Source organism: Cupriavidus sp. WS (assembly GCF_000395345.1).
Lineage (GTDB): Bacteria > Pseudomonadota > Gammaproteobacteria > Burkholderiales > Burkholderiaceae > Cupriavidus > Cupriavidus basilensis_B.
Map to the genome: position 1 here is coordinate 1 of NZ_AQPL01000384.1, position 6,064 is coordinate 6,064.

Consider the following 6,064-nt stretch of genomic DNA (forward strand, 5'->3'; position numbering starts at 1 on the left):
GGGCGCTGCCGCCGGTCCCGGCGTCAGCGGGTCGGGCGCTTGCCCGTCCGCTCCAGGGCCAATGGGCGAGGCCGCCTCGATCGAGATCTTGTTCAGTTCGCGCATCAGCCGTTCGATCTGCACGGCCGACACGGACAGGAGCGGCCAGGCATCAGGCGCACGCAGCAGGTGCGGCGAGTCGGCCAGCGCCGCAAGCAGATGTGCCGAGCGGATGGGCCGAGCCTCGCTGGGGCCCGCTGCTTCGAGCGAGGCGCGCATCCAGGCAGCTTCCAGCCACTGGCCGACGCGCTGCGAGAGGCCTGGCTTGCCGCGCAGGTCGTGCGGCAGCCGGTCGATGGCGGCCAGCAGCGCGTTCCAGATGCCGTCGACATCCAGTTCATAACGCCGCAGGATCGCCAGCAGGTCGCCGTCGCCCAACTCCAGCAGCTTGATCAGCCAGTGCTCGACCTCGATGTCCCGGTGGGCGCGTGTTTCACAGAGACTGGCTGCCTCGGTGAGGGCTTGGGCGCAGTGGTCGTTCAGGCGACGCAGGAACGGGGAAGGATCGCGGGCGGTCATGGCGTGGGAGAAAGAACGCAGGAAGGGGAAAATGGGGCGCGCGGACCACGACATGTCGTCCATGCAAGACGGCCAGCCGGCGCCTGGCGCCGGCTGCGCGCGTGTTACGAGCGCTCGTTCCAGCTGTCGGCGTGGATGATGTTGCCGTCCTTGTACGACCAGGTGATTTTCTCGTAGCGCAACTCGATGTCTTCGAGGTGGTTGTGTTTTTCGTAGGCCGGGTTCTTGATGTCCAGCATCTTGGGCGTCACGCCAACCACCTTCACGTTTTCCAGCTTGGTGTTGAAGTATTCCTTTTCCTTGCCGGCGTCGTCGATCTTGTACCACTTGATCTCGATCGACTTCAGGGTCTGGCCGCTGGTGACCGCTTTGTACAGATAGGGGGTTGATGCGTCAGTTTCCTTGGTGAACAAGATCGGCTTGTGCACGCGCGTGCCGGTCAGCTTGCCGGTGTTGGAGTCGGTCGGGATATTGACAGCGTGGTCAAAGGCGACGACTTCGACGCTGCCCTCGCGGCCGGACACGGTGACCGAACCCTTGACATCGGCACCGCCATCGTCCTTGATCCACATGTACGCGGGAATTGCCATTTCTTCTTACTCCTTCTGCTGGAATGAACAGGCCGACTGGCCCGAGGGTGTCCGATTGTCGTGACGGTCATCGCGACAATCGGGGACAAGCGTGATCTCGACACGGCGGTTCGCAGCGCGCCCCGCTTCGGTGTCGTCGGTGGCCTTGGGCCGAGTGTCCCCGTAGCCCTGGATCGCAAAGTGCGTGAGTGGCAGGCCAGCGGCATCGGCCAGCCAGTCGCGCACCGACGCGGCACGTGCCTCGGAGAGTTTGAGGTTGCTGTCCGGGTTGCCGGTGGTGTCGGTATGTCCGGCCACCAGCACGCGCTTGTCCGGATGCGCCTTGATCATCTCGAGCGCGCCAATCAGCACCCGGTTCGAACCGGGGTTCAGGACGGCGCTGCCGCTCTTGAAGAGGGACAGGCTGTCGAGCTCGATGGTCGAGGGTGGCGGTGCGGGGGGCTGATACGCGGCGATCAGCGTGTTGAGCGGGGTGAGCAATGGGACGCCCCGATAGAAACCCAGGCCCAGGCGCGGTGGCACGCCAGCGCGGGCATACCGCTCAAGCTCGTCGCGGTCGCGCTTGATGGCCCGCAGCGCATCGACCCGGGCGGCGTCGTGCTCTGGGCTGATGGCGCGATAGCGTGCCATATCGTCGATGACGCGCGCCACCAGCGCCCGGTTCTGCCAGGCCGAGGCCGCGCAGGCGGCACAGAATGCCAGCGCCAGCCAGGCAAAGGCATGTCCCAAGGCACGCGGCAAGGTTCGTCGCACTGGCTGCAGGGCGATGCCCTGGATCAGGGGCTCCGGTAACGGGTAAGCTGCACGCCGGCCATCCCGGCTGTGCCGGGCGAGTCGGCTCAGGGCTGTCGTCTGCTCGGTGAAACGGGTCAGTAGCGAGTTTGCAGCGGGGATTCCGACGACGGTGGTCACGCCGAATGCTGCGACGCGCACCGGGCGCCCATGCCGGATTCCATCGCGCTGATTCTCGACGAAGGCGGGCAGCAGCGCGCCAGCGGCCCACCGTGCCAGGGTGTCAAGACGCGTGGCGCGATGCATGCGGGCCTCGCGATCCAGCGGAACTGCGGCTTGCGCATACTGCAGGGCGTGCGTGGCGATGCTGGTCGCCAGGGTCTCGCCCGACACCATCTCCATGCCAGACATCCCGAACCAGGGGCAGTCGTCCGGCGTACCGTCCGCCTCTTCGGCATACACGGCGACGCAGACCGGCAACGCATAGCCGACCGCGCGGCTGGCCTCTCCGATGGCCGAGCGCCAGCGCCTGAGCCCTGCGTTCAGCGTACCCGCATTGTCGGCCTGGTCGGCGCCAATCAGGCAGGCGACGGCATCCGGACCCTGCTCCTCGCGCCATCGCTTGAGGGCATCCGCTACATGAGCCAACCGGGTCGGATCGTCGACACGCACCCAGATCGCGGTGTCGGTGATCCGAACCATCGCATCGCCAAAGGCCTGCGCCGGGGCGCCGGTGGCATCTCCCACGGTCAGCACCAGCGGCGTATTGCGCCGGATGTCGCCGGGCAGCGCATCCAGCGATGCCCTGACAGCCTGCAGCACCGGCGCCGCAGCACGCCGGCGCGCATGCAGCCGCCGGGTGACCACGATGATCGCGAGCAGCGCCAGGGTGATCGTGAAGGCGGCGAGCAGCAGATTCCACCTCGACGCCCAAGGCGAGCTGAATGCCAGCCAGGCGAGCGCGAGTGCCGCGATCCAGGCAAACAACGTACGGTAGGGGTAGCCGGTCACGACACCCCTTTCAGCTCGCGAGCCGGGTGATCGCCGCAGCCAGCCACCGATCGAGCGCAACATAGACCAGACCCGCGCCAACGCAGGCGGTGACCACCCAGGCAAGCGGCGACAGTTGGCGCCATCGAGGTGTCTTGCCGGCGGTCACCAGCACCGGGCCGGAAGCGTTTCGCCAGCCGGCGAGATCCAGGCGTTCATCGATGGCGCGCATGAGGGCGGTGCGGGCGCTGGCGCCCTCCAGGGCATATCGGCCCCGAAAACCCAGCCCGAGGACGGCGTGGAACACGGCGAGCAGCGGCAGCACCGGCTGCGGATCGGCCAGGCGCCGCTCGATGCGGGCAATCAGCATCTCCCCGGCATTGTGGCTCTGGAACTGCGCTACCTGCATTGGCTCACGCTCCCAGGCGTCGCGGTCGGCGCCCTGCAGCCGACCTAGCGCTACCTCGTCCAGCAGGGCGCACTGGGCATAGGCGGCGTCTTCTATCACGTCGACCGGCTGGCCGCTCGCCACGAATTCCTCGCGCAGGCGGGCTACCTGTTCGACACACTTTGCCCGGAACGTTTCGAAGCCAGCGGTCGGTCTGGCGGAGTCGGCGAGTTCCGTGACGGTCAGCGCTGTGTCGCGCAGTGCGAGCGGGAGCATCATGGCGGGGGTACGCATGGTGGAGGGACTCATGCCGGCAATACCGCGAAGAGTTCGAGCGACACGTCCGGCAACGAAGCCGGCACGTAGAATTGGCAGGCCCGTGCGTCCAGCATGCGCTTGAACGCCGGGTGGGCGCTGTCGAGCGCAAAGTACTGGTTCTCGATGCGCACCGGAATGGCGGCGGGCAGGCGCGACATCGTGCGCAGCGGAATGCCGGGCAGCGCGGAGTTGACGATCTGTTCCACCTCGTCCGGTGCCCCGGCCTTGCATAGGCGCGGCAGTTGTTCAAGCAGCGTGTGGGCCGGCAGTCCAGCCTGCACGGACAGGTAGTACTCGGCCCCTTCGACCAGCCGTTCGTCAAGGATCTTGCCTACCCAGACCGTGGGCCGGGCACGTTCGAGTGCCACCGGCACCACGCGCGATGGGATCACCGTGTCAAGCAGGGTGCGGATCAGCGATTCCAGTTCCGCGAACACCGGTTCGGGGGCGAGATGGTCATAAGCCGGAATGGCCTGGAGGGTCTCGGTGGTGGAGAAGGTCAGTAGTGCCCCGGCCAGCCGGGCCAGGGTGCCGTAAAGTCGTTCGGGATGCTGCTGCGGGGCCGCATGCAGGCGCGCCAGATCCGGCCAGGTGCTGTTCACGCTGTGCAGCAGCCAGAAGAGGGCCACATCGGCAACCGCGTAGTCGGCGATCTGGTCGGAGCGTTCGCGCCGCCGCACGGCCAGACTCGCGCTCTTGGCGCTCAGGATTTCCGATAGCCGGCCCATTCGCTCGGTGAGCCGGTCGCTGGCCGACAGGAACAGGCAGGGCGGCACAAAGGCCGGATCGAGTTCGAAGCGTCCTTGAGGGGTGCGTACCAGTCGGGCAATCGGGCAGGTGACGTAGTCGCCGATTGCCTCGAAGTCAAAGAGGAGCGCGAGCGCGTGCCGCTCGACGCTGATCTCTTCCTTGCCTTCCCCATGCAGGTCGGCGACTTCCCGGTATTCCCGAATGAAGCGGCGCGGGCGCGCGGGTCGGTCGCCGGCTTCGACACAATTGCCGCCTTGCGCATCAACAAGGGCCAGGCCGACCAGCACGACCACCGCGTCGACGGTGGCCGGCACATCGCCAAGATCGCGTGCCGAGGGCGTCAGGTCCGCGAGATCGGTATCGATGACGGTGCCATCCGGCAGCCGCAGGGCCAGGGCGCTCACCGCCAGCCGATGGATCGACAAGGCCTGTTGGTCGAGCCCGACGCGCACGACGCCCCAAGGATCGGGGCAGACAAGGCGTGCGACGTACTCGTCGGCATAGCGGTCCCACAGCGCCTGTTGCTGGAAATGCTGCGGGGTCATGAAAATCCCTTGCGCCCACAGCGGTCTTGTTATCTTCATCGTGCTCGGCTGGTATGCGGAAAGATTTTCCGCATGGGTGATGCCGCACGGTGGCCATGCGCCAGCGTGCGGCGGGACTCAAGTCACTTGGCGATATATCGAGATCGCCGTTGAAACTGGCTGCGGTCGCTCAGTTCTTCGCCTTGGGCATCTGCGACACCAGCGACAGATTGATGTCCATCCCTTCGATCTGGAAGTGCGGCACGATGAAGAGCTTGACGCGGAAGAAGCCCGGGTTGTCCTCGATGTCCTCGACCATCACCTTGGCTTCTCGCAGCGGGTGCGAAGCCTGCAACTCGTCGCCCGGATCGGTCATCTCGGTCACGAGCGTCTTGACCCAGGTATTGAGCTCCAGCTCCAGCAGGCGGCGGTCCTTGGTGGTACCGATGTTCTCGCGCTGAATGAGCTTCAGATAGTGGGCGATCCGCGACAGCAGGAAGATGTACGGCAGGCGCGCATTGACGCGACTGTTGGCGGTCGCCTCCTTGGTGTCGTAGAGCGCCGGCTTCTGGGCCGAGTGAGCGGAGAAGAAGCACGCGAAGTCGTGGTTCTTGTAGTACGACAGCGGGATGAAGCCCAGGTTGGCGAACTCGAACTCGCGGGTTTCCGGGATCAGCACTTCGGTCGGGATCTTGGCCTGGTTGCCGGTGCCCAGATCGTAGAGGTGAATCGGCAGGTCTTCGACCAGGCCGCCCGCCTGCGGGCCGCGGATCTGCACGCACCAGCCGTTCTTGATGAAGCTCTGCACCATGTTCGCGGCAAAGGCGAACGAGGCATTGGCCCAAAGGTAGCGGGTATGGTCCGGTCCTTTGACGGCCTCCGTGTAGTTGAAGGCACGTACCGGCACGGTTTCCGGACCATAGGGCAGGCGAGCCAGGAAATTCGGCAGAGTCAGGCCGATATAGCGCGCGTCGTCGGACTCGCGGAAGCTTTTCCACTTCAGGTATTCGGCGCGATCGAAGTAGTTGCCGATGTCGCGGATGCTGGCTACCTCTTCCATCGACTCCTTGCCGAAGAACGCTGGCGAGACGGAGCCGATGAACGGCATGTGCGCCGCGGCCGAGACCTTGGAGATATTGCGCAACAGGGCGATGTCCTGGGGGCTGCGGTCGAACGCGTAGTTCGAGATGATCGAGCCGATCGGCTCCCCCCCC

Annotated in this window: 6 protein-coding genes; all 6 read right to left on the minus strand. The window is 65.9% G+C overall.

Annotated features, from left to right (window positions below; genetic code table 11):
- A partial coding sequence (locus K206_RS39475) for a Clp protease N-terminal domain-containing protein (RefSeq protein ID WP_304413136.1) occupies nucleotides 1-558 on the minus strand: 558 nt, incomplete at its 3' end.
- Nucleotides 559-662: 104 nt separating this feature from the next.
- Nucleotides 663-1,148 carry an Hcp family type VI secretion system effector gene (locus K206_RS0127515; RefSeq protein ID WP_029044159.1) on the minus strand — a complete coding sequence of 162 codons (486 nt, stop codon included), beginning with the start codon at nucleotides 1,146-1,148 and terminating at the stop codon, nucleotides 663-665.
- A gap of 6 nt (nucleotides 1,149-1,154) precedes the next feature.
- Nucleotides 1,155-2,891 (minus strand): OmpA family protein, encoded by a 1,737-nt coding sequence (locus tag K206_RS0127520; RefSeq protein ID WP_020205593.1) that lies wholly within the window; start codon nucleotides 2,889-2,891, stop codon nucleotides 1,155-1,157.
- 10 nt (nucleotides 2,892-2,901) lie between these two features.
- Nucleotides 2,902-3,552, minus strand: a complete 651-nt coding sequence (locus K206_RS0127525; RefSeq protein ID WP_020205594.1) for a DotU family type IV/VI secretion system protein — start codon at nucleotides 3,550-3,552, stop codon at nucleotides 2,902-2,904.
- 11 nt (nucleotides 3,553-3,563) lie between these two features.
- On the minus strand, nucleotides 3,564-4,910 hold the full coding sequence (gene tssK / locus K206_RS0127530; RefSeq protein WP_081651529.1) for a type VI secretion system baseplate subunit TssK: 1,347 nt from the start codon (nucleotides 4,908-4,910) through the stop codon (nucleotides 3,564-3,566).
- 130 nt (nucleotides 4,911-5,040) lie between these two features.
- The coding region (gene tssC / locus K206_RS0127535; protein ID WP_020205596.1) for a type VI secretion system contractile sheath large subunit at nucleotides 5,041-6,064 on the minus strand (1,024 nt) is incomplete at its 5' end.

Coding starts and splice junctions, on each gene's coding strand:
- K206_RS0127515 (WP_029044159.1), bottom strand. CDS start 1,148: ATGGCAATTCCCGCGTACATGTGGATCAAGGACGATGGCGGTGCCGAT.
- K206_RS0127525 (WP_020205594.1), bottom strand. CDS start 3,552: ATGCGTACCCCCGCCATGATGCTCCCGCTCGCACTGCGCGACACAGCG.
- tssK (WP_081651529.1), bottom strand. CDS start 4,910: ATGAAGATAACAAGACCGCTGTGGGCGCAAGGGATTTTCATGACCCCG.